This window comes from Telluria sp. AC161 (assembly GCF_979258535.1).
Map to the genome: position 1 here is coordinate 4,849,100 of NZ_OZ409861.1, position 24,269 is coordinate 4,873,368.

Annotated in this window: 33 protein-coding genes, 1 tRNA gene and 1 pseudogene; 34 read left to right on the top strand and 1 reads right to left on the bottom strand. The window is 60.0% G+C overall.

Translation table 11 applies throughout. The features are described from left to right. The first annotated feature begins 208 nt into the window (after positions 1–208). The 30 genes and pseudogenes from ACZ0AJ_RS21510 (at position 209) to dsbD (ending at position 16,922) form a co-directional block, all read left to right on the top strand. Positions 209–285, top strand: a tRNA-Val gene (locus ACZ0AJ_RS21510). A 277-nt stretch (positions 286–562) separates the two neighbouring features. Continuing rightward, positions 563–1,219 (top strand): 50S ribosomal protein L3, encoded by a 657-nt coding sequence (gene rplC, locus ACZ0AJ_RS21515; RefSeq protein ID WP_183554268.1) that lies wholly within the window; start codon positions 563–565, stop codon positions 1,217–1,219. 3 nt (positions 1,220–1,222) lie between these two features. Further along, positions 1,223–1,843 carry a 50S ribosomal protein L4 gene (gene rplD / locus ACZ0AJ_RS21520; RefSeq protein ID WP_183554266.1) on the top strand — a complete coding sequence of 207 codons (621 nt, stop codon included), beginning with the start codon at positions 1,223–1,225 and terminating at the stop codon, positions 1,841–1,843. After that, the gene (gene rplW, locus ACZ0AJ_RS21525) at positions 1,840–2,157 is read left to right on the top strand and encodes a 50S ribosomal protein L23 (RefSeq protein WP_183554264.1); all 318 of its coding nucleotides are present in this window, start codon (positions 1,840–1,842) and stop codon (positions 2,155–2,157) included. The genes rplD and rplW overlap by 4 nt, the downstream gene beginning before the upstream one ends. After that, positions 2,157–2,984 (top strand): 50S ribosomal protein L2, encoded by an 828-nt coding sequence (gene rplB / locus ACZ0AJ_RS21530; protein ID WP_183554262.1) that lies wholly within the window; start codon positions 2,157–2,159, stop codon positions 2,982–2,984. Before rplW ends, rplB begins: the two co-directional genes overlap by 1 nt. A gap of 9 nt (positions 2,985–2,993) precedes the next feature. After that, positions 2,994–3,269 carry a 30S ribosomal protein S19 gene (gene rpsS / locus ACZ0AJ_RS21535; RefSeq protein WP_119811777.1) on the top strand — a complete coding sequence of 92 codons (276 nt, stop codon included), beginning with the start codon at positions 2,994–2,996 and terminating at the stop codon, positions 3,267–3,269. Continuing rightward, positions 3,266–3,598 (top strand): 50S ribosomal protein L22, encoded by a 333-nt coding sequence (rplV, locus tag ACZ0AJ_RS21540; protein WP_183555278.1) that lies wholly within the window; start codon positions 3,266–3,268, stop codon positions 3,596–3,598. The genes rpsS and rplV overlap by 4 nt, the downstream gene beginning before the upstream one ends. 11 nt (positions 3,599–3,609) lie before the next feature. Next, positions 3,610–4,452, top strand: a complete 843-nt coding sequence (rpsC, locus tag ACZ0AJ_RS21545; protein WP_183554260.1) for a 30S ribosomal protein S3 — start codon at positions 3,610–3,612, stop codon at positions 4,450–4,452. 2 nt (positions 4,453–4,454) lie between these two features. Further along, on the top strand, positions 4,455–4,874 hold the full coding sequence (gene rplP, locus ACZ0AJ_RS21550) for a 50S ribosomal protein L16 (RefSeq protein ID WP_145653055.1): 420 nt from the start codon (positions 4,455–4,457) through the stop codon (positions 4,872–4,874). Positions 4,875–4,886: 12 nt separating this feature from the next. Continuing rightward, positions 4,887–5,078 carry a 50S ribosomal protein L29 gene (gene rpmC / locus ACZ0AJ_RS21555; protein ID WP_183554257.1) on the top strand — a complete coding sequence of 64 codons (192 nt, stop codon included), beginning with the start codon at positions 4,887–4,889 and terminating at the stop codon, positions 5,076–5,078. Beyond that, a complete protein-coding gene (rpsQ, locus tag ACZ0AJ_RS21560; RefSeq protein ID WP_183554240.1) occupies positions 5,075–5,347 on the top strand; it encodes a 30S ribosomal protein S17 in 273 nt (90 codons plus the stop codon). Before rpmC ends, rpsQ begins: the two co-directional genes overlap by 4 nt. 233 nt (positions 5,348–5,580) lie before the next feature. Continuing rightward, the gene (gene rplN, locus ACZ0AJ_RS21565; protein ID WP_183554239.1) at positions 5,581–5,949 is read left to right on the top strand and encodes a 50S ribosomal protein L14; all 369 of its coding nucleotides are present in this window, start codon (positions 5,581–5,583) and stop codon (positions 5,947–5,949) included. Between the two features lie 9 nt (positions 5,950–5,958). Beyond that, positions 5,959–6,273, top strand: coding sequence for a 50S ribosomal protein L24 (gene rplX, locus ACZ0AJ_RS21570; protein WP_171085179.1), 315 nt, complete (start codon positions 5,959–5,961; stop codon positions 6,271–6,273). A gap of 6 nt (positions 6,274–6,279) precedes the next feature. Further along, on the top strand, positions 6,280–6,819 hold the full coding sequence (rplE, locus tag ACZ0AJ_RS21575; protein WP_123069942.1) for a 50S ribosomal protein L5: 540 nt from the start codon (positions 6,280–6,282) through the stop codon (positions 6,817–6,819). A 5-nt stretch (positions 6,820–6,824) separates the two neighbouring features. Beyond that, positions 6,825–7,130, top strand: coding sequence for a 30S ribosomal protein S14 (gene rpsN / locus ACZ0AJ_RS21580; protein WP_183554238.1), 306 nt, complete (start codon positions 6,825–6,827; stop codon positions 7,128–7,130). A 14-nt stretch (positions 7,131–7,144) separates the two neighbouring features. Then, positions 7,145–7,540: a 30S ribosomal protein S8 gene (gene rpsH, locus ACZ0AJ_RS21585; RefSeq protein WP_183554237.1), complete on the top strand. Its 396-nt coding sequence runs from the start codon at positions 7,145–7,147 to the stop codon at positions 7,538–7,540. A gap of 10 nt (positions 7,541–7,550) precedes the next feature. Continuing rightward, the gene (gene rplF, locus ACZ0AJ_RS21590) at positions 7,551–8,084 is read left to right on the top strand and encodes a 50S ribosomal protein L6 (RefSeq protein ID WP_183554236.1); all 534 of its coding nucleotides are present in this window, start codon (positions 7,551–7,553) and stop codon (positions 8,082–8,084) included. Between the two features lie 11 nt (positions 8,085–8,095). Continuing rightward, the gene (gene rplR / locus ACZ0AJ_RS21595) at positions 8,096–8,458 is read left to right on the top strand and encodes a 50S ribosomal protein L18 (protein WP_258837174.1); all 363 of its coding nucleotides are present in this window, start codon (positions 8,096–8,098) and stop codon (positions 8,456–8,458) included. 12 nt (positions 8,459–8,470) lie between these two features. Then, complete coding sequence (gene rpsE, locus ACZ0AJ_RS21600) at positions 8,471–8,989, top strand: 30S ribosomal protein S5 (RefSeq protein WP_183554232.1); 519 nt, start codon at positions 8,471–8,473, stop codon at positions 8,987–8,989. A gap of 11 nt (positions 8,990–9,000) precedes the next feature. Then, entirely contained in the window at positions 9,001–9,180 is a 180-nt protein-coding gene (gene rpmD / locus ACZ0AJ_RS21605) for a 50S ribosomal protein L30 (RefSeq protein WP_123069947.1), read from the top strand. 28 nt (positions 9,181–9,208) lie between these two features. Further along, positions 9,209–9,640, top strand: coding sequence for a 50S ribosomal protein L15 (gene rplO / locus ACZ0AJ_RS21610; RefSeq protein WP_183554230.1), 432 nt, complete (start codon positions 9,209–9,211; stop codon positions 9,638–9,640). 28 nt (positions 9,641–9,668) lie between these two features. Beyond that, positions 9,669–11,003 carry a preprotein translocase subunit SecY gene (secY, locus tag ACZ0AJ_RS21615; RefSeq protein ID WP_183554228.1) on the top strand — a complete coding sequence of 445 codons (1,335 nt, stop codon included), beginning with the start codon at positions 9,669–9,671 and terminating at the stop codon, positions 11,001–11,003. A gap of 21 nt (positions 11,004–11,024) precedes the next feature. Beyond that, positions 11,025–11,233 (top strand): annotated as a pseudogene (locus ACZ0AJ_RS21620) (S1 domain-containing protein). A gap of 39 nt (positions 11,234–11,272) precedes the next feature. Continuing rightward, positions 11,273–11,386 (top strand): 50S ribosomal protein L36, encoded by a 114-nt coding sequence (rpmJ, locus tag ACZ0AJ_RS21625; protein ID WP_005663407.1) that lies wholly within the window; start codon positions 11,273–11,275, stop codon positions 11,384–11,386. A gap of 16 nt (positions 11,387–11,402) precedes the next feature. Beyond that, entirely contained in the window at positions 11,403–11,768 is a 366-nt protein-coding gene (gene rpsM / locus ACZ0AJ_RS21630; RefSeq protein ID WP_183554226.1) for a 30S ribosomal protein S13, read from the top strand. A gap of 14 nt (positions 11,769–11,782) precedes the next feature. Next, positions 11,783–12,187 carry a 30S ribosomal protein S11 gene (gene rpsK / locus ACZ0AJ_RS21635; RefSeq protein ID WP_005663404.1) on the top strand — a complete coding sequence of 135 codons (405 nt, stop codon included), beginning with the start codon at positions 11,783–11,785 and terminating at the stop codon, positions 12,185–12,187. A 249-nt stretch (positions 12,188–12,436) separates the two neighbouring features. Next, positions 12,437–13,060 (top strand): 30S ribosomal protein S4, encoded by a 624-nt coding sequence (rpsD, locus tag ACZ0AJ_RS21640; RefSeq protein WP_183554224.1) that lies wholly within the window; start codon positions 12,437–12,439, stop codon positions 13,058–13,060. A 301-nt stretch (positions 13,061–13,361) separates the two neighbouring features. Next, on the top strand, positions 13,362–14,339 hold the full coding sequence (locus ACZ0AJ_RS21645) for a DNA-directed RNA polymerase subunit alpha (protein ID WP_159627930.1): 978 nt from the start codon (positions 13,362–13,364) through the stop codon (positions 14,337–14,339). Between the two features lie 187 nt (positions 14,340–14,526). After that, positions 14,527–14,922 (top strand): 50S ribosomal protein L17, encoded by a 396-nt coding sequence (gene rplQ / locus ACZ0AJ_RS21650; RefSeq protein ID WP_183554222.1) that lies wholly within the window; start codon positions 14,527–14,529, stop codon positions 14,920–14,922. A 125-nt stretch (positions 14,923–15,047) separates the two neighbouring features. After that, positions 15,048–16,922 carry a protein-disulfide reductase DsbD gene (gene dsbD, locus ACZ0AJ_RS21655; RefSeq protein WP_499456445.1) on the top strand — a complete coding sequence of 625 codons (1,875 nt, stop codon included), beginning with the start codon at positions 15,048–15,050 and terminating at the stop codon, positions 16,920–16,922. Between the two features lie 42 nt (positions 16,923–16,964). Here dsbD and ACZ0AJ_RS21660 read toward each other — a convergent pair whose 3' ends face one another. After that, entirely contained in the window at positions 16,965–17,498 is a 534-nt protein-coding gene (locus ACZ0AJ_RS21660; protein WP_499456446.1) for a Spy/CpxP family protein refolding chaperone, read from the bottom strand. Positions 17,499–17,694: 196 nt separating this feature from the next. Between ACZ0AJ_RS21660 and ACZ0AJ_RS21665 the strand changes: the two genes are divergently transcribed. From ACZ0AJ_RS21665 to ACZ0AJ_RS21680, 4 genes are all read left to right on the top strand, one after another. Next, the gene (locus ACZ0AJ_RS21665; protein ID WP_499456447.1) at positions 17,695–18,423 is read left to right on the top strand and encodes a response regulator; all 729 of its coding nucleotides are present in this window, start codon (positions 17,695–17,697) and stop codon (positions 18,421–18,423) included. Beyond that, positions 18,420–19,775, top strand: coding sequence for an ATP-binding protein (locus ACZ0AJ_RS21670; RefSeq protein ID WP_499456448.1), 1,356 nt, complete (start codon positions 18,420–18,422; stop codon positions 19,773–19,775). Before ACZ0AJ_RS21665 ends, ACZ0AJ_RS21670 begins: the two co-directional genes overlap by 4 nt. Positions 19,776–19,909: 134 nt before the next feature. Then, positions 19,910–21,094, top strand: a complete 1,185-nt coding sequence (locus ACZ0AJ_RS21675) for an efflux RND transporter periplasmic adaptor subunit (protein WP_499456449.1) — start codon at positions 19,910–19,912, stop codon at positions 21,092–21,094. Next, positions 21,091–24,198, top strand: coding sequence for an efflux RND transporter permease subunit (locus ACZ0AJ_RS21680; RefSeq protein ID WP_499456450.1), 3,108 nt, complete (start codon positions 21,091–21,093; stop codon positions 24,196–24,198). Before ACZ0AJ_RS21675 ends, ACZ0AJ_RS21680 begins: the two co-directional genes overlap by 4 nt. Positions 24,199–24,269: the final 71 nt, after the last annotated feature.

Consider the following 24,269-nt stretch of genomic DNA (forward strand, 5'->3'; position numbering starts at 1 on the left):
TGGATGCCGGAAACCACGTGCGCCAGGTGCACACGACGAAGCCCGTCCTCGAAATACATTTGTACAATAACATTTTGATGGGGCAGGCACAACCGGCGATTCGGCTCGGCCGCCGGGTTCCGGTGATGCCAATCTTCTGCCGAAAAGTTGAAACACCGAAAAAAGCTATTGCAAAAGTTCCAGCATGCCTCGTATAATTCGGCTCCCCGGGCGGTTAGTTCAGTTGGTTAGAATACTTGGTCGACATCCAAGGGGTCGCAGGTTCGAATCCTGCACCGCCCACCAGAAATTCAAGTCGCAGGCTCCCAGCAATGGTTGATGCCTGTAGAGACAAAGGCGCACGATGCTGTGCCTGTCTGTGCCGTTCAGCTCGAACGGATTCTTCATTCTCCAGATACTGCGAAAAGCGCAACAGGACCGGTCTCGATGCCGATTTTTCCTGTTGCGCCGTTGCCGTTTGCGCGCTATACTAGCTGGCTTCGGTACGGGGGCGTCTTTTATTGCCCGTATTATTTAGTAGTTCAACTACCCCCGCCCAATCGTAGGTGGGAATGGAGAAAAAATGAGCTTGGGCCTTCTCGGTCGCAAGGTTGGCATGATGCGTATCTTCACGGACGAGGGTGATTCAATCCCTGTCACCGTGCTGGATGTGTCGAACAACCGTGTCGCACAAATCAAAACCCCTGAAACTGATGGCTACACCGCAGTTCAGGTCGTCTACGGTCAACGTCGTGCTTCGCGCGTGACGAAAGCCGCTGCCGGTCACTACGCCAAAGCTGGCGTCGAAGCCGGTACGATGCTGAAAGAATTCCGCATCGATTCCACCAAAGCCGCCGAACTCAAAGCCGGTGACACCATCGATGCTTCGCTGTTCGAAGTGGGCCAGAAAATCGACGTGCAAGGCACCTCGATCGGTAAAGGCTACGCCGGTACCATCAAGCGTCACAACTTCGCATCGGGCCGTGCTACCCACGGTAACTCGCGTTCGCACAATGTTCCTGGCTCGATCGGTATGGCCCAGGATCCAGGCCGCGTGTTCCCAGGCAAGCGCATGACCGGTCACATGGGCGACGTCACCGTCACCACCCAGAACCTGGAAGTTGCTCGCATCGACACCGAACGTCAGCTGCTGCTGATCAAAGGTGCCGTACCTGGCGCGAAGAACGGCCAAGTGGTCGTCAAGCCTGCTGTTAAAACCAAACTCAAGAAAGGAGCGTAAGCCATGGAACTGAAGCTCCTGAATGAGCAAGGTCAAGACGGCGCCAATGTTGCAGCCGCCGATGAAGTGTTCGGTCGTGAATACAACGAAGCCCTGATTCACCAAGTCGTCGTCGCCTACGCTGCTAACGCACGTGGCGGTAACCGCAAGCAGAAAGATCGTGAAGAAGTCCACCACACGACCAAGAAGCCATGGCGCCAAAAAGGTACCGGCCGCGCTCGTGCTGGTATGTCGTCGTCGCCACTGTGGCGCGGCGGTGGTCGTATCTTCCCGAACAGCCCAGAAGAAAACTTCACGCACAAAGTTAACAAGAAGATGTTCCGCGCAGGTATCTGCTCGATCTTCTCGCAACTGGCCCGCGAAGGCCGTCTGAGTGTCGTCGAGAACCTGTCGATCGAAGCACCAAAGACCAAGCTGCTGTCGCAGAAACTGCTGGGCATGGGTCTGGACTCGGTCCTGGTGATCACCGATACCATCGATGAAAACCTCGAGCTGGCATCGCGCAATCTGCCGCACGTTCTGGTCGTTGAGCCTAAGCACGCTGACCCGATGTCGCTGGTGTTCTACAAGAAAATCCTGGTCACGAAAGCTGCTCTGGCCAAGATCGAGGAGATGTACGCATGAGCGCCGCAATCAAATTTAGCGAAGAGCGCCTGATGAAGGTGCTGCTGGCTCCGATCATTTCCGAGAAGGCTACCTTCGTCGCGGAAAAGAACGAGCAGATCGTGTTCAAGGTCATGCCTGACGCGACCAAGCCAGAAATCAAGGCTGCTGTCGAACTGCTGTTCAAAGTCGAGGTCGAATCGGTCCAGACGTTGAACCGTGAAGGCAAGCAGAAGCGTTCGGGCCGTTTCAACGGTCGTCGCAACCACACCAAGCGTGCTTTCGTGTGCCTGAAGCCAGGCCAGGAAATCAATTTTGTCGAGGAGGCTAAATAATGGCACTCGTTAAGATGAAGCCAACCTCCCCAGGCCGTCGCGGCATGGTGAAAGTTGTGACTGAAGGCCTGTACAAAGGTCGTCCATTCGCAGCCCTGGTTGAAAAGAAATCGAAAACTGCCGGCCGTAACAACAACGGTCACATCACCACCCGTCACATGGGCGGCGGTCACAAGCAGCATTACCGTCTGGTCGACTTCAAGCGCCAGAAGGATGGCATCCCTGCCAAGGTCGAGCGTATCGAATACGACCCGAACCGTACCGCGCACATTGCACTGCTGTGCTACGCGGACGGTGAGCGTCAGTATGTCATCGCCACCAAGAACATGGCTGTCGGCGATAGCATCATGAATGGCTCGGAAGCGCCGATCAAGGCCGGTAACTGCCTGCCGATCCGCAACATTCCAGTCGGTACCATCATGAACTGCGTCGAAATGCTGCCAGGTAAGGGTGCCCAGATGGCCCGTACCGCCGGCGCCGGCGTCGTGCTGATGGCACGTGAAGGCACCTACGCTCAGGTCCGCCTGCGCTCGGGTGAAGTCCGTCGCGTGCACATCGAGTGCCGCGCTACCATTGGCGAAGTCGGCAATGCCGAACACAGCCTGCGCAAGATCGGTAAAGCTGGCGCGATGCGCTGGCGTGGTGTTCGTCCAACCGTTCGCGGTGTGGTCATGAACCCTGTCGATCACCCGCACGGTGGTGGTGAAGGTAAAACTGCAGCCGGTCGTCACCCAGTGTCCCCATGGGGCCAGCAGACCAAGGGTAAGAAGACGCGTTCGAACAAGCGTACTTCGTCGATGATCGTTTCGCGCCGCGGCAAGAAATAAGGATAAAAAATGACTCGTTCATTGAAAAAAGGGCCGTTTATTGACGCCCACCTGGTGAAAAAAGTCGAAGCCGCGCAAGCGAACAAAGACAAAAAGCCAGTCAAAACCTGGTCGCGCCGCTCGACGATCTCCCCAGACTTCATCGGTCTGACGATCGCTGTTCACAACGGCAAGCTGCACGTTCCTGTGTACGTGTCGGAGAACATGGTCGGCCACAAGCTCGGCGAGTTCGCGCTGACCCGTACGTTCAAGGGCCACGCCGCTGACAAGAAGGCGAAAAAATAATGGAAACTAAAGCTATCCTCAAAGGCGTGCGCCTGTCGGAACAAAAAGGCCGCCTGGTGGCCGATCTGATCCGCGGCAAGAAAGTTGACGCAGCACTCAACATTCTGCAATTCAGCCCAAAAAAGGGCGCGACGATCATCAAGAAGGTTCTCGAGTCGGCGATCGCCAACGCGGAACACAATGATGGCGCGGACATCGACGAACTGAAAATCGTTCAGATCTATGTCGAAAAGGGCCCGATCCTGAAGCGTTTCACGGCACGTGCAAAAGGCCGCGGCGATCGTATTTCTAAACAATCCTGTCACATTTACGTGACTGTCGGTAACTAAGGAGTCACAGAATGGGTCAGAAAATCCACCCAACCGGCTTCCGCCTGGCGGTCACCCGTAACTGGTCGTCGCGTTGGTATGCTGGTAACGGCAACTTCGCAGCCATGCTGCTGGAAGACCTGGAAGCACGCGCTTTCCTGAAAAAGAAGCTGAAGAACGCTTCGGTCGGTCGCATCGTCATCGAGCGTCCTGCCAAGAACGCGCGTTTCACCATTTACTCGTCGCGTCCTGGTGTCGTGATCGGTAAAAAAGGCGAAGACATCGAAGTGCTGAAGTCGTCGCTGGCGAAGATCATGGGCGTGCCAGTGCACGTCAATATCGAAGAGATCCGCAAGCCTGAGATCGATTCGCAGTTGATCGCCGATTCGATCTCGCAACAGCTCGAAAAGCGCATCATGTTCCGTCGCGCAATGAAGCGCGCGATGCAAAACGCAATGCGTCTGGGCGCTGTCGGCATCAAGATCATGTCGTCGGGTCGCCTGAACGGCATCGAAATCGCACGTACCGAATGGTACCGCGAAGGTCGCGTGCCACTTCACACCCTGCGCGCCGATATCGACTACGGCACCAGCGAAGCATCGACCACGTACGGCATCATCGGCGTCAAGGTCTGGGTCTACAAGGGCGACCGTTCGGTCACCGGCGAAGCACCAGTCATCGACACCCCGCCGGACGACAAGAAGCCACGCGGCCCACGTCGTGACGATGGCAAGCCATCGCGCGGCCCACGCCCAGCAGGCGGCGCACGTCCAGCCACTGCAGCACCAGTTGTCCGCGCTCGTCCAGCTGTCAAGCTGGCGACCCCGGCTGCCGCTGCACCTGCTGCTGCCCCAGCTGAGAAAGCAGGAGAATAAGCATGCTGCAACCATCGCGCAGGAAGTATCGTAAAGAGCAGAAAGGCCGTAACACTGGCATTTCGCACACCCGCGGCACCGCGGTCTCGTTCGGTGAATTCGGTCTGAAGGCAGTTGCCCGCGGCCGTATCACTGCACGTCAGATCGAGGCGGCACGTCGCGCCATGACCCGTCACATCAAACGTGGCGGTCGTATCTGGATCCGTATCTTCCCGGACAAGCCGATTTCGAACAAGCCAGCTGAAGTTCGTATGGGTAACGGTAAAGGTAACCCGGAATACTACGTCGCTGAAATCCAGCCAGGCAAAGTCCTGTATGAGATGGACGGCGTTGATGAAACCCTGGCGCGCGAAGCATTCCGCCTGGCCGCTGCCAAACTGCCACTGGCTACCACGTTCGTGGTTCGCCAGGTCGGTCAATAACAGGAGTTGTATATGAAAGCATCGGAACTCCGCGGCAAGGACCAGGACGCGCTGCAGAAGGAGCTGAACGAGCTGCTCAAGGCCCAATTCGGTCTGCGCATGCAAGTCGCCACCCAGCAGCTCGGGAATACCTCGCAGCTCAAGAAAGTACGTCGCGATATCGCGCGTGTGAAGACTGTGATGAACACGAAGGAAGCCAAATGAACGACACCACTAAAACGGCGCTGAAGCGTACGCTGGTCGGTAAAGTCGTGTCCGACAAAATGGACAAGACGGTAACCGTACTGATCGAACGTCACGTCAAGCATCCGCTGTACGGCAAGATCATCGTGCGCTCGAACAAGTATCACGCGCACGACGAAGCGAACGAAGCGAAAATTGGCGACACCGTCGAGATCGCAGAAGGTCGCCCGATCTCGAAGACGAAAGCCTGGACGGTCACCCAGGTGCTGTTGGTAGCACCAGTCCTCTAAGCTTTAAAAATTGTCTTGCGTGGCCCGCTGGTATCTGAGATACTAGCGGGCTTCGTTCATGTGTTGCCGCAGTTTGTCCCCCTCGGCAAGTGCGGCCTGTAACGAAGAGCGTTATTGGAAAGTCCAATCACCCAATCGTGGTGCTCCAGCAGGGGCGTTACGGCGGGACCAAGACTGACCGCAGGCCCACAAATTGTGGGGTTTCTTCGGCTTAAGTTGGGAAAGAAAATACTATGATTCAAACCGAAAGCCGGCTCGAAGTAGCCGACAACACGGGTGCAAAGGAAGTTCTGTGCATCAAGGTGTTGGGCGGCTCGAAGCGCCGTTACGCGAGCATTGGCGACATCATCAAGGTCACCGTTAAAGTCGCAGCCCCACGTGGTCGCGTCAAAAAAGGTGAAATTTACAATGCCGTGGTTGTGCGCACCGCAAAAGGTGTGCGTCGCCCGGATGGTTCCCTGGTCAAGTTCGACGGCAATGCCGCTGTCCTGCTGAACGCCAAGCTGGAGCCAATCGGTACCCGTATCTTCGGACCAGTGACGCGCGAGCTGCGCACTGAAAAGTTCATGAAGATCGTGTCGCTGGCACCTGAAGTTCTGTAAGGATACGACATGGATAAGATTCGTAAAAACGACGAAGTCATCGTTCTGGCCGGGAAAGACAAGGGCAAGCGCGGTGTCGTTCAACAGCGTGTAGACGCTGAACACGTCATCGTCGAAGGCGTCAACGTCGCTAAAAAAGCGACCAAGCCTAACCCGATGACCGGTGTTACTGGTGGTATCGTCGACAAGACAATGCCGATTCACGTGTCGAATGTCGCGCTGTTCAACGCAGCGACCGGCAAGGCAGATCGCGTTGGCTTCAAAGACCAGGACGGCAAAAAAGTCCGCGTCTTCAAGTCGAGCGGCGAAGTAGTGAAGGGGTAAGAATAAATGGCCCGTCTCCAAGCAATTTACAAAGAAAAAGTCGTCGCCGAGCTGACCGAGAAATTCGGTTACAAGTCGGTGATGGAAGTGCCACGTCTGACCAAGATCACCCTGAACATGGGTCTGTCGGAAGCAGTCGCTGACAAGAAGATCATCGAGCACGCCACTGGCGACCTGACGAAGATCGCCGGCCAGAAGCCAGTGATCACCAAGGCACGCAAGGCAATCGCTGGTTTCAAGATCCGCGAAGGCTACCCGATCGGCACGATGGTGACCCTGCGCGGCGCCCGCATGTACGAATTCCTGGACCGCTTCATCACCGTGGCTCTGCCGCGCGTGCGTGACTTCCGCGGTGTCAATGGTAAATCGTTCGATGGTCGCGGCAACTACAACATCGGTGTCAAGGAACAGATCATCTTCCCAGAGATCGACTACGACAAGATCGATGCACTGCGTGGCATGAACATCTCGATCACCACGACTGCTAAGACCGACGAAGAAGCCAAAGCGCTGCTCGCCGCCTTCAAATTCCCGTTCAGGAACTAAGAGCAATGGCAAAACTTTCACTGATTAACCGCGAAAAGAAGCGTGCAGACCTGGTGGAGAAATTCGCCCCGAAGCGTGCCGCTCTTAAAGCGATCATCGACGACCAGTCGAAGACGGAAGAAGAACGCTACGAAGCGCGTCTGAAGCTGCAGGCTCTGCCGCGCAACTCGGCGCCGACCCGTCAGCGTAACCGCTGCGCCATCACTGGCCGTCCACGTGGCACATTCCGTAAATTCGGTCTGGCACGTACCAAAGTCCGCGAATTCGCCATGAAGGGCGAAATTCCTGGTATGACCAAAGCAAGCTGGTAATAGGAGAATATGCAATGAGTATGAGCGATCCTATCGCCGATATGCTGACCCGCATTCGCAACGCACAAGTTGTTCAGAAAACCACGGTCGCAATGCCGTCGTCAAAAGTCAAGGTTGCCATTGCCAACGTCCTGAAGGACGAGGGTTACATTGAGGATTTCGCTGTCACCTCCGAAGGTGGTAAAGCGGAACTGAAAATCGGTTTGAAGTATTACACTGGCCGTCCGGTCATCGAGCGCCTTGAGCGCGTGTCCCGTCCAGGCCTGCGTATCTACAAAGGTAAAGACGAGATCCCAACCGTCATGAACGGCCTGGGCGTGGCAATCGTGTCGACTCCGCAAGGCGTCATGACTGATCGCAAAGCGCGCGCTACCGGTGTCGGTGGCGAAGTGATTTGCTACGTGGCTTAAGGAGTAGACGATGTCTCGAGTAGCTAAGATGCCTATCGCCGTCCCTGCCGGTGCCGAAGTCGCGATCAACGCGTCGTCGATCACCGTCAAGGGCCCGCTGGGCTCCCTGACCCAGGCCCTGAACGGCCTGGTCAAAGTGGAAAACAACAATGGCACGCTGACCTTCGACGTAGTCGATGATTCGCGTGAATCGAACGCCATGTCCGGCACCCTGCGTGCTCTGGTCAACAACATGGTAACCGGCGTGACCAAGGGCTTCGAGAAGAAGCTGAACCTGGTCGGCGTGGGCTACAAGGCAGCAGTGCAGGGCAACGCCCTGAACCTGTCCCTGGGCTTCTCGCACCCGGTGCTGCACGCAATGCCGGAAGGCGTTACTGCAGCAACTCCGACCCCGACCGAGATCCTGATCAAGGGTATCGATCGTCAAAAGGTCGGCCAGGTTGCCGCTGAAGTTCGCGCTTACCGCTCGCCTGAGCCTTACAAAGGCAAGGGTGTCCGTTATTCGGACGAAGTGGTGAAGCTTAAAGAAACCAAGAAGAAATAATCGGAGCTGACATGGACAAGAAAGAATCACGTCTGCGTCGTGGACGTCAGACCCGCATCAAGATCTCGCAGCTGGGCGTGAACCGTTTGTCGGTTCATCGCACCAACCTGCATATCTATGCGAACCTGATCAGCCCGGACGCAAAAGTACTGGTGTCGGCTTCGACTCTGGAAGCTGAAGTGCGCGCCGAGCTGGCAGGTCAGACTGGCGCCGGCGGCAACGCTGCAGCAGCCGCTCTGGTCGGCAAGCGCGTCGCAGAAAAAGCACTGCAAGCTGGAATCACCGAAGTCGCGTTCGATCGCTCCGGTTTCCGTTACCACGGTCGGGTGAAGGCGCTGGCTGAAGCCGCGCGTGAAGCCGGTCTGAAGTTCTAAGGAAGAATCGTCATGGCAAAAATGCAAGCGAAAATGGCAAGCGACAAGCCGGATGATGGCATGCGCGAGAAAATGATCGCGATCAACCGCGTGACCAAAGTGGTCAAGGGTGGTCGTATCATGGGTTTTGCAGCGCTGACCGTTGTCGGTGACGGCGATGGCCGCATCGGCATGGGCAAAGGCAAGTCGAAGGAAGTTCCAGTCGGCGTGCAAAAAGCGATGGAAGAAGCCCGCCGCAACCTGATCAAGGTGCCACTCAAGAACGGTACCCTGCATCACACCGTGTCCGGTCGTCACGGCGCCTCGCGCGTCATGATGATGCCAGCTAAGCCTGGTACCGGCGTGATCGCTGGTGGCGCAATGCGCGCTATCTTCGAAGTGATGGGTGTGACGGACGTGGTCGCGAAATCGACCGGCTCGTCGAATCCATACAACCTGGTGCGCGCAACTCTCGACGGTCTGTCGAAAATGAGCACTGCTTCCGACATCGCCGCCAAGCGTGGCAAGTCGGTCGAAGACATCCTGGGTTAAGGGGAAATCACATGGCTAACACCGTTAAAGTTCAGCTCGTCAAGGGCCTGATCGGTACCCGTCAGGATCACCGTGCCACCGTGCGCGGTCTGGGTCTGCGTCGCGTCAACTCGGTCTCCGAGTTGCAAGACACCCCGTCCGTGCGTGGCATGATCAACAAAGTATCGTACCTCGTGAAAGTGGTTTCGTAAGCCCTCGGGCTTGCGAACGGAGAAATCAATGGAACTCAATACCATTCAACCAGCTGACGGCGCCAAGCACTACAAGCGTCGCGTCGGCCGCGGTATCGGCTCCGGCATCGGCAAAACTGCCGGCCGTGGTCACAAGGGTCAAAAGTCGCGTTCGGGCGGCTTCCACAAAGTCGGCTTCGAAGGCGGTCAAATGCCTCTGCAGCGTCGTCTGCCAAAGCGTGGTTTCAAATCGCTGAACGCAACGTTCAAGGCTGAAGTGCGTCTGTCCGATCTGAACAACCTGGCCGTCGGCGAAGTCGACATCCTGGTGCTCAAAGCGGCTGGCGTCCTGTCGGTTCTGGCACGTGACGTGCGCGTCATCCTGTCCGGCGAGATCACCAAAGCGGTGAACCTCAAAGGCCTGAAAGTGAGCGCCGGCGCTAAAGCGGCAATCGAAGCAGCTGGCGGCTCGGTCGCGTAAAGCGATCGCTGCCTGATCGGAGCAAAAATTGGCGACTAATTCACAACTTGGTAAAAGCGCCGCTTCCGGATTCCCATGGGCCCGGCTGTGGTTTTTGCTTGGCGCGTTGGTCGTGTACCGCATCGGTGCTCATATTCCGGTCCCCGGGATTGACCCGGTGCAGCTCGCTGCGCTGTTCAAGCAGAACGAAGGCGGCATCCTGGGCATGTTCAACATGTTCTCGGGTGGCGCCTTGTCCCGCTTTACCGTGTTCGCGCTCGGCATCATGCCTTATATTTCGGCTTCGATCATCATGCAGCTCGCATCGATCGTTTCGCCGCAACTCGAGGCGTTGAAGAAAGAGGGCGAGTCCGGCCGTCGCAAGATTACCCAGTACACCCGTTATTTCACGGTTGCGCTGGCACTCTTCCAGGCGTTCGGTATCGCTGTCGCGCTCGAAGCGCAGCCTGGCCTGGTCATTGACCCTGGTCTCGGCTTCCGTTTCGTCACCATCGTGACCCTCTTGACCGGCACCATGTTCCTGATGTGGCTGGGCGAGCAAATTACCGAGCGTGGTCTTGGCAATGGCATTTCGATCATCATCTTTGCCGGCATCGCAGCAGGTTTGCCGTCGGCACTGGGTGGCTTGTTCACCCTGGTGTCAAACGGTTCGATCGGCAGCTTCTCGGCCATCCTGATCGTTCTGCTGATCGCTGCGGTGACGTATGCGGTGGTGTTCGTGGAACGCGGACAGCGCAAGATTCTGGTTAATTACGCGAAACGCCAGGTCGGCAACAAGATCTACGGTGGCCAAACCAGCCACCTGCCCTTGAAGCTGAACATGGCAGGCGTGATCCCGCCGATCTTCGCGTCGTCGATCATTCTGTTCCCGGCGACGATTGTCGACTGGTTCACCCGTGGCAAGGATTCCAGCGGCCCGGTGATCGGGTTCCTGAAGGATCTGGCGGCGTCGATGGCGCCGGGCGAACCAATCCACGCGTTGCTGTATGCGGTGGCGATCGTGTTCTTCTGCTTCTTCTATACCGCGCTGGTATTTAACAGCAAGGAAACGGCGGACAACTTGAAGAAAAGTGGCGCGTTTGTACCGGGCATCCGTCCGGGTGATCAGACCGCTCGCTATATCGACAAGATCCTGATGCGCCTGACCCTGGCTGGTGCTGTCTACATCACCCTGGTGTGCCTGGTGCCGGAGTTCATGACCGCCCAGTGGAAGGTTCCCTTCTACTTCGGTGGCACGTCGCTCCTGATCATCGTTGTGGTGACGATGGACTTCATGGCACAAGTACAGAACTACGTCATGTCGCAGCAATATGATTCACTGCTGCGCAAGGCGAACTTCAAGGGTGGTGTCCCGACGCGATAAGTAGTCGGGTGCATGGCGCGAATGGCAGAAGACGATGTCATCCGAATGCAAGGGGAGGGTCGAAAGACTCTCCCAAACGCGACGTTCCGCGTGAAGCTGGAAAACGAAATGTGAGCCTGGGGTCGATCTCGGGTAGAATGCGTGTTCGCTTCTGCCTGCGTGACCCGGTAATGGTGAAGTTGACCCCGTTATCGTGGTCCCGGGCCCGCATCGTATTCGGCACCAAGTAAAAACACATCATCAAGTAAACGAACCGAAGAGAGTGCAAAATGAAAGTTAACGCTTCAGTCAAGCGGATCTGCCGCAACTGCAAGATCATCAAGCGCAAGGGCGTGGTCCGTGTGATCTGCGTCGAGCCGCGTCACAAGCAGCGTCAAGGTTAATTTCGAGGAATAACGAATGGCACGTATTGCAGGGGTTAACATCCCAAATCATCAGCACACTGTTATCGGCCTGACGGCGATCTACGGTGTTGGCCGTCCGCGTTCGCAGAAAATCTGCGACGCAACCGGTATCGCGACCACCAAAAAAGTCAAGGACCTGGACGATAACGAACTCGAGAAGCTGCGTGACGAAGTCGCGAAGTTTGTCGTGGAAGGCGATCTTCGCCGCGAACTGTCCATGAACATCAAGCGTCTGATGGACTTGGGCTGCTACCGCGGCATGCGTCACCGTAAGGGCCTGCCGGTCCGCGGTCAGCGTACCCGCACCAACGCGCGTACCCGTAAGGGCCCGCGTAAGGCAGCTCAATCGCTCAAGAAATAATCTAGGAACCGACTATGGCCAAGCAACAAAGCAGCGCGGCAGCAGCGCGCGTCCGCAAGAAAGTCAAGAAGAACGTTGCCGAGGGCATCGCCCACGTGCACGCGTCCTTCAACAACACGATCATTACGATCACCGATCGTCAGGGCAATGCTCTGTCGTGGGCAACTTCCGGCGGCGCCGGCTTCAAGGGTTCGCGCAAATCGACCCCGTTCGCAGCGCAGGTTGCTGCCGAAGCTGCTGGCAAGGTCGCTCAGGAATCGGGCGTGAAGAATCTGGAAGTGCGTATCAAGGGCCCAGGCCCAGGCCGTGAATCGGCTGTGCGCGCACTGAACAACCTCGGCATCAAGATCACCGAGATCCAGGACGTCACCCCAGTTCCACACAACGGTTGCCGTCCACCAAAGCGTCGCCGTATCTAAGTTGCAGGGGAGGGCGGCTTGCCGCCAGCCCATGTACTTGGTAATCGATGCTCGGGGCGCATAGCCCCGTTGTGTTTTCAAGAAAAGCCGGTGCAGTTGCCCGTAAATGGGATATACTGCCCGGCTCTTGTCGCCTGCTGATCTAGCGGTGGGTGATGCAAGCCACGTCCGGCCTGACTTTCCAGAGCTGGACTAGCGCCTGGGTGCTTCTGCACTCTGGGGCGTGATTAATTATTAAAGGAATCTAACGTGGCACGTTATATCGGACCAAAAGCAAAACTGTCGCGCCGTGAAGGCACTGACCTGTTCCTCAAGAGCGCACGTCGCTCGCTCGACTCGAAGTGCAAACTGGACATCAAGCCAGGCCAGCACGGTGTCAAGTCGGGTGCCCGCACCTCGGACTACGGCAACCAACTGCGCGAAAAGCAAAAAGTCAAGCGCATGTACGGCATCCTGGAACGCCAGTTCCGCCGCTACTTCGCAGAAGCGTCGCGTCGCAAGGGTAACACCGGCGAAACGCTGCTGAAGCTGCTGGAAGCGCGTCTGGACAACGTGACGTACCGCATGGGTTTCGGTTCGACCCGCGCTGAAGCACGTCAGCTGGTCAGCCACAAAGCCTTCACCGTCAACGGCCAGGTCGTGAACATTGCTTCGTACCAGGTCAAGACCGGCGACGTCGTCGCTGTGCGCGAAAAAGCCAAGAAGCAAGTACGTATCGCTGAAGCCCTGTCGCTGGCTGAGCAAATCGGTTTCCCAAGCTGGGTGTCGGTCGATGCCAAGAAGCTGGAAGGCACCTTCCGTTCGTTCCCAGAGCGTAACGAAATCGCTGCTGACGTCAACGAAGCGCTGATCGTCGAACTGTACTCGCGTTAATCGACCGCGTCAGAGCCGACTTTGTCGGCTCCCAGCGGTCGTCCCCGCGCAGGCGGGGATCCAAGTTTTGCATTAGAAGTCGCAAACTTGGTTCCCGCCTACGCGGGAACGACGGAGTGGTTGTGCAAGCGCAGCGATCCCGGATCGGCACTTGCAAAGAACAGCGAATTCTCTGGAATCAAAGTTTCCTCTTCACCGTCGTAACCCAATTCGTTTTACCGCCTGCTCCGGCAGGCGTTTTCCATCAAGCCATCAGCCTTATCGGTGTAACGAGCCGAGGGTATTGAAAAGGACTACGTTCATGCAAAATAGTTTGTTGAAGCCACGTATCATCGACGTCGAAGCACTGGGCGCCGGCCACGCGAAAGTCGTGATGGAGCCGTTCGAGCGTGGCTATGGCCACACCCTCGGCAACGCACTGCGTCGCGTGCTGCTGTCGTCGATGGTTGGCTACGCGCCGACCGAAGTGACGATCGCTGGTGTCGTGCATGAATACTCGTCGCTCGATGGCGTTCAGGAAGACGTCGTCGACCTGCTGCTGAACCTGAAGGGCGTGGTCTTCAAAGTCCACAACCGTGACTCGGTGAACCTGACCCTGAAAAAGGAAGGCGAAGGCGCCGTCCTGGCATCGGACATCGACCTGCCGCACGACGTCGAGCTGGTCAACCCGGATCACGTGATTGCTCACCTGACCGCCGGTGGCAAGCTGGACATGCAGATCAAGGTCGAAAAAGGCCGTGGCTATGTGCCAGGTAACGTCCGTCGTCTGTCGGAAGACACCAACAAGACCATCGGCCGCATCATCCTGGACGCTTCGTTCTCGCCAGTGCGCCGCGTGTCGTACGCTGTTGAATCGGCCCGTGTCGAACAGCGTACCGACCTGGACAAGCTGATCATCAACATCGAAACGAACGGCGTCATCACGCCAGAAGAAGCGATCCGCCAGTCGGCCCGCGTTCTGGTCGATCAGCTGAACGTGTTCGCTGCTCTGGAAGGCACCGAAGCTGCCGCGGAAGCGCCATCGCGCGCACCGCTGGTCGATCCGATCCTGCTGCGTCCAGTCGACGACCTGGAACTGACCGTCCGTTCGGCCAACTGCCTGAAAGCAGAAAACATCTACTACATCGGCGACCTGATCCAGCGTTCGGAAAACGAACTGCTCAAGACGCCAAACCTGGGCCGCAAGTCGCTCAACGAAATCAAGGAAGTCCTTGCTTCGCGTGGCTTGACCCTGGGCATGAAGCTCGAGAACTGGCCACCTGCCGGTCTGGAGAAGTAAGAATATTCACCCGAAAGTACACCCCTACTTTCGGGTGGAACAGCCAAAAAAGACTGGCAGAGCCAGATCCTTTTGGATGAAAAAGCGTAGTAAAACAACCCTAACTGAACCGGTCCGCGGACGTGCCCTGAAAACAGGGCATGAACGATCGAAGAACTGGCATTGAAAACACCCGAAAGGAATTACCATGCGTCACCGTCACGGCCTTCGTAAGCTGAATCGTACCTCGTCCCACCGTCTGGCAATGCTGCGCAACATGACTGTTTCGCTGCTGCGTCATGAAGCCATCAAGACCACCGTCCCAAAAGCCAAGGAACTGCGTCGCGTCATCGAACCGATCCTGACCCTGGGCAAGACTGACACCCTGGCAAACAAGCGCCTGGCCTTCGCTCGCCTGCGCGACCGCGAAATGGTCCTGAAGCTGTTCGCTGAGCTGGGTCCACGCTACGCAAACCGCAACGGCGGCTACCTGCGTATCCTGAAGATGGGTTTCCGCGTTGGCGACAATGCACCAATGGCTTACGTTGAACTGCTGGATCGTCCAGAAGTGACTTCGGAAGAAGAAGCACCGACCGCCGAGTAATCGACTGTCGTTGAAAAGACCAGGCTTCGGCCTGGTTTTTTTTCGCCTGTCGATCGAGCCTCTTCTGCGCACCTTTGGCAGCCGGTGTACCATGCCCGTGCCTTATTACAACTGACTCGACCTCCATGCTCCGATTCCCTGCACGGCACTGGCTTGCCGCCTGCCTGACGCTGTTCGCCTTCTTCACGCTGTTCGCCGCCGCGCCAGGCCGTGCCGCCGAGGAATTTCTCGATCCTGCCATCGCCTTCAAGTTCGAAGCGCGCATGGCCGATCCGCAGACGGCCGAAGTCACGTACACGATCGCGCCAAAGTACTACATGTACCGCGAGCGCTTTGCTTTCAAGTCGAGCAACCCGGCGGTCAAGCTTGGCGCGCCGGCCATTCCGCCGGGTACCGTGAAGTACGACCAGACGTTCGAGAAGGACGTGGAAACCTACAAGGGAACACTGACGATCCGCATCCCGGTCGAGGGCGACGGCGCGTTCACATTGACGGCCACCGGCCAGGGCTGTGCCGACGCCGGCCTGTGCTACCCGCCGCAGGATCACACCGCCAGCCTGAGCGCAGGGGAGGGCGGCGCCGCCTCACCGGTGCTGCCAATTGGCGCCGCAGCGTCGCAGGGCGGCATGTCGACACCGTTGTCGGCCACGCCAATGGCCGAGAGCGCGCCGACCGCGCCAGCCACCACCGCCACCCCGCCAGCCCAGGCAGCAGCAGCACCAGCAGCACCAGCACAATCCGACCTCTCCAACATCGCCGGCATCCTCGGCGGCGGCAGCCTGCTGGCCATCATCCCCGCATTCATTCTGCTGGGCCTGGGCCTGGCATTCACGCCATGCGTGCTGCCGATGGTGCCGATCCTGTCGTCGATCATCGTGGGCGAAGGCAAGAACGTCAGCCGTGCACGCGGCTTCCTGCTGTCGGTGACGTACTCGCTGGGCATGGCGATTGTCTACACGCTGCTGGGCGTTGGCGCAGGTCTGGCCGGCGAGGGGCTGGCCGCAGCGTTGCAGAATCCGTGGGTGCTGGGCACCTTCGCGCTGCTGATCGTGGCGATGTCGCTGTCGATGTTCGGTTTCTATCAGTTACAACTTCCAGGCGCATTGCAGACCAGTCTGAGCAATGTGTCGAACCGCCAGCAGTCGGGCAAGCTGGCCGGCGTGTTTGCAATGGGCGCCATTTCGGCGCTGATCGTCGGTCCGTGCGTGGCCGCGCCACTGGCCGGCGCTCTCGTCTACATCAGCCAGACGCGCGACGTGTTCCTGGGGGGCGCGGCGCTGTTCTCGATGGCCGTGGGCATGAGCATTCCGCTGCTGCTGGTGGGCGTGTCGGCCGGCTCGCTGCTGCCGCGCGTGGGTGCCTGGATGGAGTCGGTCAAGCGCCTGTTCGGCGTCCTGATGCTGGCGATGGCGATCTGGCTTGTTTCGCCCGTCATCCCGCCGGTCGCGCAGATGCTGCTGTGGGCCGCGCTGCTGCTGGGTTATGGCTTTTATCTGCTGCGTCACACGCGCCACTGGGCCTCGATGGCCTTTGGCGCCGCGTTCGCGTTGATGGGCGGCATGCAACTGGTGGGCGTGGCCAGCGGCGGACGCGATGCATTCGCACCCCTGGCGCACCTGAGCGGCACGCCGCAACACCACGGGCTGGTGTTCACCCGCATCAAGACGGTGGATCAGCTCGACGCCGCACTGGCCGCAAATGCCGGCAAGACCGTCATGCTCGACTTTTATGCGGACTGGTGCGTGTCTTGCAAGGAGATGGAAAAGTTCACCTTCGTCGATCCGAAGGTGCAGGCCAAGCTGGCCAATACCGCGCTGCTGCAGGTCGACGTGACCGCCAACGATGCGGCCGACAAGGCGATGCTCAAGCGCTTTGGCTTGTTTGGGCCGCCGGGCATCATCCTGTTTGACGATCAAGGCAAGGAAATCGCCGATAGCCGGGTGATCGGCTACCAGAATGCAGAGAAGTTTTCGACGTCGCTGGAACGTCTGGGCAAATAAACGCCGGCGGCGTGGGCCGCCGGCTTCAAGTGAGGCAAGCGCTTATGCGTTGGCGCGATGGTGTTGCTGATGACGTCCGCCGTTGCGCTGCTGGGCCTGCGCATCGAACGTCTTGCGCTGCTCTGGCGTGAGCACCGCGTAGAAGCTGTTCAGGGCCGTGAGGCGCGATTCCATCTGCGCAGTGCGCGCTTTCTGCATCGCGATCTGCTTTTCCATGCGCTGCGGCGCGCTCAGGCTGGCCCAGGCGGCGCGGTCGCCGCGGCCGGCGCGCTCACCGTGTTTCACGGGCGCGCGGCTGGCCACGAAGGCATCCCAGGCCGGTTTTTGCTGGGCCGTCAGATTCAGCGACGCCTGCAGCTTGGCCTGATGCTCGGCGCGCTTTTGCGCCATCTTTGCGTGACGCTCGCCCGCCTTGGCTTGCCACTCGGCCTTCTTGGCCAGGCGTTGTTCCGCCGTCAGCGTGGATGCCTGGCGGCCCTCGGCCGGGGCAGCGCTCTGGGCCTGGGCACCGACGGTGGCGCCGAACAGGCCGGCAGCGGTGAAAGCGATCACGAGGTGTTTGCGAAGGGTGTTCATGGTAGGTCCTTTGTGTGAGAGTCTGGTGAAGTGCATCCGAAACGCTCGCTGCACAGGACCCATCCTGGGTCAAAACTGTAACCATGGGATTTCCCCTGCCGTGCACTTTGTATCCATATGTTTCGCGCCTGTCGGCATATACACAGCGATACAAATACTTCTGCCGGTCTTGTCATAAATTCGGATAATTGCGGTTATGGATAATCCCTCTACGATTCTGATCGTCGACGACGACCGCGACATCCGCACGCTGCTGGCCGACTACCTCGAGTCCAACAGCTACCGGACGCTCGGCGCCGCCGACGGCACCGCGATGTGGAAGACGCTCGACGAAACGCGTCCCGACCTCATCGTGCTCGACCTGAACATGCCCGGCGACGACGGCCTGACGCTGTGCCGCAAGCTGCGCGCCAGCTCGAGCCTGCCCGTCATCATGCTCACCGCCCGCAACGAACCCCTTGACCGCATCCTGGGCCTGGAAATGGGCGCCGATGACTACCTGCCGAAACCGTTCGAGCCGCGCGAGCTGCTGGCGCGCATCCGCAGCGTGCTGCGCCGCTCGCACGCGATGCCGTCGAACACGCCGTCCGAGAACGTGCAGCAGATGCGCTTCTCGGGCTGGACGCTCGATCTGACCGCGCGCCACCTGCTCAACCCGGACGGCATCGTCATCATGCTCTCGGGCGCCGAGTTCCGCCTGCTGCGCGTGTTCCTTGAACACCCGAACCGCGTGCTCAATCGCGACCAGCTGCTCAACCTCACGCAGGGCCGCGACGCCGATCCGTTCGACCGTTCGATCGACATCCAGATCAGCCGCCTGCGCCAGAAGCTCGGCGAAGACGCGCGCATGCCGCAGATTATCAAGACCGTGCGCAACGGCGGCTACGTGCTGGCCGGCCAGGTCACCGTGGAGCCGGCGGCGTGAAAGCCTTCTTCGGGTCGATGACCGGGCGCGTGTTTCTCACGCTGCTGCTGGGCATTTTGACCTCGGCCGCGCTGACCCAACTGGCGGCCGACTACCAGCGCCTGCGCGACTTCGAAAACCAGCGCGATGCGCACGTGCTCGAACGCGCCGAGCAGCTGATCATGGCCACCGAGATCGTCCCGGCGTCGGCCCGCTCGATCTACCTCGATGTCGCCAATCGTCCGGGCCTGCAGCTGCAGGTGGGCGACATGCCGCCAGAAGCGGCGCCCCTGACGCCGTTTGCCGCGTCGCTGGCCAAGCGCCTGGGCAAGGGCTATCTGGTGGCCTCACGCGCCACGCGTCCGACTGCCTGCGGTGTCGTGCAAACGCAGCCCGTGATGTACGGCTTGCTGAGCATGAAGTGGGAGGGGGCCTGCGAGTCGATCGACGTGCGCCTGCGCGATGGCGCCGAACTGCAACTGTCGGTGTTGCCACCGCGGCTGGTCGGTGAGGATGTCGACACGAGCATCATCGTTGGCATGTTCCTGGTCAGCATCGCGGTGCTGGCCTACTTCGTGGCGCGCATGACCGCGCGCCCGTTCAAGCAGCTTGCGCAAGCCGCGCAAGACCTGGGCCAGGACATCAACCGCGCGCCGCTCGACCTGGTCGGCGCGATCGAGATCCGCCAGGCCAGCGCTGCCTTTAATGCGATGCAGGCGCGCATCCGCCAGTACATCTTCCAGCGCACGCAGATGCTCGCCGCGATCACGCATGATTTGCAAACGCCGCTCACGCGCATGCGCCTGCGGCTCGAGAAGGTGGGCGACACCGACCTGCAGGACCGTCTGATCGGCGACCTGTCGGCGATGCAGGAAATGGTGCGCGAAGGCCTGGTGCTGGCGCGCAGCATGGACACGACCGAGACGATGCAGATGCTCGATCTCGATTCGCTGCTCGAAGCCGTGTGCGCCGATGCGACCGATGCCGGCCAGACCGTGACGCTGGCCGGCAAGGCCTCGATCGCGGTGCTGGGCCGGCCGATCGACATGCGCCGCTGCCTGGTCAACCTGATCGACAACGCGGTCAAGTACGGGCGCGATGCGCGCGTCTGCGTCGACCGCACCAATGGCACCGCGCGCATCCGCATCCGCGACAGCGGGCCGGGCATTCCGCGCAGCGAGCTGGTGCGCGTGTTCGATCCGTTCTACCGCGTGGAGACATCGCGCTCGCGCGAATCGGGCGGCACGGGTCTGGGCCTGACGATCGCACGCAATATCACGGAGCAGCACGGCGGCAGCATCAGCCTGGCCAACCATCCTGAAGGTGGACTGGAAGTCACGCTGATGCTGCCCACGTATTACCCGAACAAATAGAAAAAAACCAACAAGCAAAATAAAGCCGTAACGACAGTGTGGGACAATGCGCGCGCGCAATGGCCACATCAACAAGCAACATCACCAGGCAGCATCACTGAGAGAGCCGTCGGCACTGGCGGCAAGGGACAAGCATGAACAAGAAGAATGTCGGCGTCGTCGCCGTCGTGGCGGCGCTGGTCGTCGCGGGCGGCTGGTACTTCAATCAGGGCCATGAGGCCAAGGCCCAGGCGCCAGGCGCCAAAGGGCAGGGCGGCGGCCAGCCACCGGTGACCGTCAACGTGGTCAAGCCCGAGCGGCGCGATGTTGGCGTCGAGCTGTTTGCCAACGGCACCGTCACGCCGGTGCGCACCGTGAACCTGCATCCGCAGACCGTCACCACCATCCGCAAGGTCCATATCCGCGAAGGCCAGTTCGTCAAGGAAGGCGAATTGATGTTCTCGCTCGACGACCGCGCCGACCAGGCCAATGTCGCGCGCGCCGAAGCGCAGGTGGCGCGCGACCGCGCCACGCTGGCCGACCTGGACCGCCAGTACAAGCGCAGCCAGGAACTGGTGTCGCAGAACTTCCTGGCCCAGAGCGCGCTCGACTCGCTGCTGAGCCAGGTGGAAGCCCAGCGCGCGCTGGTGCAATCGAACCAGGCCGCGATGCGCGCCACCCAGGTCAGTGCCAGCTACACCTCCATCCGCGCGCCGATGTCGGGGCGCGTGGGCGCCATCGACGTCCATCCGGGTGCGCTGGTGCAGATGACGACGTCGCTGACCACCGTCACCCAGCTCGACCCGATCAATGTCTCGTTCACGCTGCCGGAATCGACGCTCGGCGCCTTGCTCGGTGCCCAGAAGGCCGGCAATGTTGACGTGCACGTGACGAGCGGCGCCGACGCGAAACCGGTCGCCGGGCGCCTCAGCTTCATCGACAACGCTGTCGATGCGCAGGCTGGCACCATCCGCGTCAAGGGTGAGTTCTCCAACAACAACACCAGCTTGTGGCCGGGCCAGTACGTCACCGCGCGCGTGGTCGTGCAAACGCTCAAGGACGCCCTTGTGATCCCGCAGACGGCGATCATCACGTCGACCAACGGCACGTTCGTCTACGTGCTGGCCGAAGGAAACTCGGCGCGCCAGGTGCCGGTCAAGCGCGTGTATGCGTTTGGCGACCACGCCGCCGTCACGGGCCTGAGCGGCGCCGAGCAGGTGATCACCGAAGGCAAGCAGAACCTGCGGCCGGGCGGCAAGGTGCGCCTGGCACAGGCGGCCAAGCCTGCCACCGACAAGCCGGCTACCACTGCGCAACCCAAGCAGGGTGAACAGGCATGAACCTGTCCGAACTGTGTATCCGCCGTCCCGTGATGGTGGTGCTGCTGTCGATCAGCCTGGTGCTGGTGGGCATCCTGTCGTATATGAAGATCCCGGTCGCCGCGCTGCCGAGCTATAACACGCCGGTCATCAACGTCTCGGCCAACCTGCCGGGCGCGAGTCCCGAGACGATGGCCTCGTCGGTCGCGCTGCCGCTCGAGAAGCAGTTCTCGACCATTGCCGGCATCAAGCTGATCACGTCGAGCAGCACCCAGGGCGACACCAATATCACCCTTGAATTTGACACCGCGATCGATGTCGACAAGGCTGCAGTCGACGTCCAGGCCGCGCTGCTGGTGGCGCAGCGTCGGCTGCCGCTCGAGATGACGGAACTGCCGGCCTACCGCAAGGTCAACCCGGCCGATGCCCCGATCCTGTTCATGCACCTGACCTCGCCGTCGATGGACTTGTCGGAGCTGAACGATTACGCAGAGAATCTGATCTCGCCGGCGATCTCGACCGTGCAGGGCGTCTCGCAAGTCTCGATCAACGGCGGCAAGCGCTTCGCCGTGCGCGTGCGCGCCAAGTCCGACCTGATGAACGCGCGCAATATCTCGATGGACGAGCTGGCAGCAGCGCTGCGCGCGGCCAACTCGAACACGCCGCTGGGCATCCTTGATGGCCCGACCCAGGCGCTGACGATCCAGGGTGGCGGCCAGCTAATGAAGGCGGCCGACTTCGCCAACCTGATCGTCGCCACGCGCGAAGGCATGCCAGTGCGCCTGCGCGACATCGCCGACGTCCAGGACAGCTACCAGTCGGTTAAGGCCATGGGTAGCCTGAACGGCGAGCGCTCCATCTCGCTGATGGTGCAGCGCCAGCCCAACGCCAACACGGTCGAAGTGGTCGACGCCGTGCGCGCGCTGATCCCGCGCTTCGAAGGGCAATTGCCGGCCTCGATCAAGATCGAGCTCGTCAACGACCGTTCGCTGTCGATCCGCGAAGCGATCCACGACGTCAACCTGACGCTGCTGGGCACGGTGATGCTGGTGATCCTGGTGATCTTCCTGTTCCTGCACCGCGCGGCTGCCACGTTCATCCCGGCGGTGACGGTGCCGATCTCGCTGCTGGGCGCGCTCTCGCTGCTGTATTGGCTGGGCTATAGCCTCGACAATATTTCGCTGCTGGGCATCACGCTGGCCGTCGGCCTGGTGGTCGACGATGCGATCGTGGTGCTGGAAAACATCGTGCGCCACATGGAAATGGGCAAGAAGCCGATGCATGCGTCGCTGGTCGGCGCGCGCGAAATGGGCTTTACCATCATCTCGATCTCGATTTCGCTGGTGGCCGTGTTTATCCCGATCTTCTTCATGCCGGGCGTGATCGGCCTGCTGTTCCGCGAATTTGCCGTGATCGTTGGCCTGGCCGTGATGGTGTCGGCGATCGTGTCGCTGACCCTCGTGCCAATGCTGTGCTCGCGCCTGCTCAAGGATGGCGGCCACGTCGATCCGAAAGACATGTCGTGGATCGGTCGTCGTTTCGAAGCCATGTTCACCAATGTGCGCAACGGCTACGGCCGCACCCTCGACACGGCGCTGCGCCACCGTTTGATAGTGTTGATGCTGGCGCTGGGCACCTTCGTGCTGACCGCCGTGCTGTACATGACGATGCCGAAGGGCTTCTTCCCGGAAGAAGACATCGGCCAGATCCGCGTGAACGTCGAGGCGTCCGAAGACACGTCGTCGGTCGCGCTGGCCGAACTGCAGGGCAAGGTGGTCGACATCGTCCGCGCCAATCCGTACGTGCAGGATACGACCTCGTTCAGCGGTGGTGGCAATACCGGCCGCATGTTCCTGGTACTGAAACCCCGCGGCGAGCGCCCACCGATGGACCTCGTGATCGACGACCTGCGCAAGGCAACGCGCGCCGTGCCGGGCGTGCAGGTGTTCATGTCGCCCCAGCAAAACCTGCAACTGGGCGGCCGCCAGAGCAAGGCGCGCTACCAGTACACGCTGCAAAGCGTGTCGGGCGGCGAGATCGGCGGCTGGGCCGAACGGTTCCTGGAAGGCATGCGGCAGGATGCGCGCTTCCGCGACGTCAACAGCGACTCGCAGAACAAGGCGCTGCAAGCGACCGTGGACATCGACCGCGACAAGGCTGCGCTGCTGGGCCTGGAAATGGACGATATCCGCACCGTGATGTACGCGTCGTTTGGCGAGCGCCAGGTCTCGACCATTTACTCGACGGCGGCCAGCTATTACGTGATCCTGGAAGCGGCCGCCAGCGACCGCTACTACGACGAGGCGCTGTCGCGCGTGTCGGTGCGCAGCAAGTCGGGCGATCTGGTCAAGCTGTCGAGTATTGCCACGGTGCGCCGCACGGTTGGCCCGCTGCAAGTGAATCACCAGGGGCAGTTGCAGGCGATCACGCTGTCGTTCAACCTGGCACCGGGCGTACCGCTGGGCGACGCCACGGCCGCCATCGAACAGATGGGCACGGCAATGAAGTTGCCGGCCTCGGTGATTGCCACTTATGGCGGTGACGCGGCCGTGTTCCAGGACACGCAGTCGAGCCAGCTGATCCTGATCCTGACGGCCATCGGCGTCATCTACGTGCTGCTGGGCGTGCTGTACGAAAGCTATATCCACCCGCTGACCATTCTGGCCGGCCTGCCGTCGGCAGCGGTCGGTGCGCTGCTGACGTTGTGGATCTTCGACAAGGATCTGACGCTGATCGCAATGATCGGCATTCTGATGCTGATCGGTATCGTCAAGAAGAACGCCATCATGATGATCGACTTCGCGCTTGATGCGCAGCGCACCCTTGGCATGAGTCCGCAAGAGGCAATCCGCGAAGCGTGCATCCTGCGCTTCCGGCCGATCCTGATGACAACGCTGGCCGCGCTGATGGGCGCGCTGCCGATCGCACTGGGCATCGGCGCCGGCGCCGAGTTGCGCCAGCCACTGGGCCTGGCGGTGTGCGGCGGCTTGATCTTCTCGCAAGTCATCACGCTGTACATCACGCCGGTGATCTACCTGTACCTGGACCGCTTCAGCGGCACGGGACCGATGACGGACGACCAGCTCGCGAAGGCCGACGATGTTCCGGTTGCCCATCATGCTTAACCTTGGAAACATTTGGTAACAACCATCAACGCGAGCAGCGGTGCAGTCCGCTCGCTGGCGTGATGCGTTGG